Origin of the sequence: Lacisediminihabitans sp., assembly GCF_036404185.1 — a bacterium.
GTDB lineage: Bacteria > Actinomycetota > Actinomycetes > Actinomycetales > Microbacteriaceae > Lacisediminihabitans.
The window spans coordinates 1-2,785 of the sequence record NZ_DASWPB010000203.1; the positions used below are offsets into that span (position 1 = coordinate 1).

The following is a 2,785-nucleotide window of genomic DNA, read 5'->3' on the forward strand; positions in this document are numbered from 1 at the left end:
CCGCTCGGCGAGCAGCGCCGTGTGCCTGCCGGCCACGCGGGTGACGAACAGCGTGGCGCTTCCCGGTCCCTTGAGCCGCAGTCTCGTTCGCAGGCGGGCGGGGTCGACGTCGACGCCCCGTTTCTTGATCTCCAGGCTGCCGATCCCGCGCGCCGAGAGGGCTTTCCTGATGACCCGCTCGTCGAAGGACAGCGCTTCGACGACGCGGAACCCGGTCGCGAAGGGCGTGCCGACCGCCCGGTCGGACGTCAGATAGGCGATGCCCTCGCTGAGCATGCCGGCGCCGAGCCGCCGCGCCAGGTCCCCGATGAGTCGTGCGCGGATGACGGCGCCGTCCGGCTCGTAGAGGAACTCGCCGAGCGGGACGGCCTCCACGTCCTGGCTGTCCGCGTCCGCGCTGAGTTCTGCGGTCCCATGATCCCCGATGACCAGGGCGGATCGGCGCATGCCGGCGCGCGCCAGGCTCCCGAACCAGAGCCCGAGCTCGACCACCTCGTGGTCGACGGACACCCACTGTGCCTCGGCGTTGTCGGGGATGAGCCCACGATCGATGCCCGGACCCAGCTTGATGCCGGTGGGCAGTCGTCCGGCCACACCGAGAGCGAAATCCAGGGGCGGTGAGTAGTCGGCGGGATCGGTGATCCTGGAGGTGTTCCGATGCCCGGCCGTGCGCCGCGCCGGATCGAGGTACACCCCGTCGAATCCGGCGAGGTCGAAGTCGGTGACGTCCGCGTTGACCACGGTCGCCTTCTCCCAGGGGGCCAGGTTGTAGGCGGCGATGGCGGCCGTCACCTCGTCGATCTCGACGGCGGTCACCTCCAGGTCGAGTCCGGCGATCGCCATGGCGTCTCCGCCGATGCCGCTGCCGAGGTCGGCGATGCGGTCGAGTCCGGCCGTCCGGAATCGTCCTGCGTGCACCGCGGCGACCCTCAGCCGGGTGGCCTGCTCGAGGCCCGCCTCGGTGAACAGCATCCGCGAGGCGAACGGTCCGAATTTCGCCTCCGCCCTGGCCCGCAGTCTCGACTGGCTGAGCACCGCGGCGACGAGGGCGGCGGAGTGCCCGCGTTTGCGCAGCTCGCTGACGGATGCGACGACATCCGCCCTCGAGTCGTAGTGCGGCAGCGAGTCGAGCAGCCTCAGGCCCTCGGTCGACAGCAGCTCCGCGAACTCGGTGGTGTCCATTCGTCCCATTCTCGCGGAGGCGATGCCCGGCGCTCCCTCCGGCTCGGCATTCTGGCACTCCGATTGCACGAGTGCTAATGCGCAGGTAAGCTACATCTGGCACTCTCACTGTGAGTGTGCTAACCCAAGATTTCGAAGTTTTGAGAAAGAAGAGGTCAACCGTGTCGGTCTCCATCAAGCCGCTCGAGGATCGCATTGTCATCAAGCAGGTCGAGGCTGAGCAGACCACTGCTTCAGGTCTCGTCATCCCTGACACCGCGAAGGAGAAGCCCCAGGAGGGCGAGGTCGTCGCAGTGGGCCCAGGTCGCATCGATGACAACGGCAACCGCATCCCGCTCGACATCGCCGTTGGCGACAAGGTCATCTACTCCAAGTACGGCGGAACCGAGGTGAAGTACGGCGGAGACGACCTGCTCGTGCTCTCGGCCCGCGACGTGCTCGCCGTGGTCACCCACTAAGACAAGCTCCTCCAACAAGGTCCGCCCGGCTCGCCGGGCGGACCTTGTCGCGTCTCCGGGTGACGGACAACGGTTTTCGGGCCTTCGCGGCCGTTTGGTAACGGAAAGTAACAATTTTCTCGTGTTACGTGCCCGTAACACGCACGTATTGTTTCTGGCGATTGCGCGCAATACCTTCATTACCACGGCAGTGCCCCGCATTGTCACGTCCGCAACACCACACAACGCAAGGAGCATCATGAGCGTATTCGCGAAGGCCAAGGCCTCCCGCTCACGGGCTCTCAAGTCCACGATCAGCGGTATCGCAATCCTCGGCGTCGGCGCGCTTCTCCTCAGCGCCTGCGCATCCAGTGGCGGCGACTCCTCCGATAGCAGCAAGGACCTGAGCCTCAAGATCGGCACCATTCTTCCGACGACGGGAACCCTCGCGGCGCTCGGGCCGCCCGAGATCGCGGCGGTCGACCTGGCCGCCCAGGACATCAACGCGGCGAAGGCGGGGATCTCGATCAACGTCGAGCAGAAGGACTCCGGCGACACCAGCACCGACATCGCGACGCAGTCCGTCACCGCTCTTCTCGCCGACGGCGTCTCGGGCATCGTCGGCGCGGCCTCCTCCGGCGTCTCGCTCTCCGTCATCGACCAGATCACGGGCGCGGGGGTCGTGCAGATCTCGCCCGCGAACACGTCGCCGACGTTGAGCACCTACAACGACAACGGGTTCTACTGGCGCACCGCTCCCTCGGATGTCCTCCAGGGCAAGGTCATCGGCCAGAAGATCGTCCAGGACGGCGCGACCTCGGTCTCGGTGATGTTCGACAACAACGACTACGGGATCGGCCTCAACAAGACGGTCTCCGCGTATCTCAAGTCGCAGAACGTCTCGGTCGCCGCCGACGTCACCTTCGATGAGGGCGCGACCGACTTCACCAGCGCCATCTCGAGTGCCCTTGCCCCCAACCCCGACGCTCTCCTGGTCATCTCCTACGACGAGATCACGACCATCGCCGAGCAGCTGAAGGGTCAGGGCTTCGACTTCAAGAAGCTCTACGGGGTCGACGGAAACTACGGCGTCATCACGGATGCGGACACGAACGTCGACATCGCGGGCGCCCAGTTCAGCAACCCGGGTGTGCAGGCGACCTCGA

At 66.2% G+C, this 2,785-nt stretch carries 3 protein-coding genes; 2 read left to right on the forward strand and 1 reads right to left on the reverse strand.

What is annotated here, in order from left to right; translation table 11 throughout:
- Window positions 1–1,182: class I SAM-dependent methyltransferase (locus VGC18_RS14355; RefSeq protein ID WP_331098581.1), on the reverse strand; the 1,182-nt coding region annotated here is incomplete at its 3' end.
- Between the two features lie 161 nt (window positions 1,183–1,343).
- Here VGC18_RS14355 and groES point away from each other — a divergent pair.
- Both groES and VGC18_RS14365 read left to right on the forward strand, forming a co-directional pair.
- Window positions 1,344–1,640, forward strand: coding sequence for a co-chaperone GroES (gene groES / locus VGC18_RS14360; RefSeq protein WP_331098583.1), 297 nt, complete (start codon window positions 1,344–1,346; stop codon window positions 1,638–1,640).
- Window positions 1,641–1,878: 238 nt separating this feature from the next.
- The coding region (locus VGC18_RS14365) for an ABC transporter substrate-binding protein (protein WP_331098585.1) at window positions 1,879–2,785 on the forward strand (907 nt) is incomplete at its 3' end.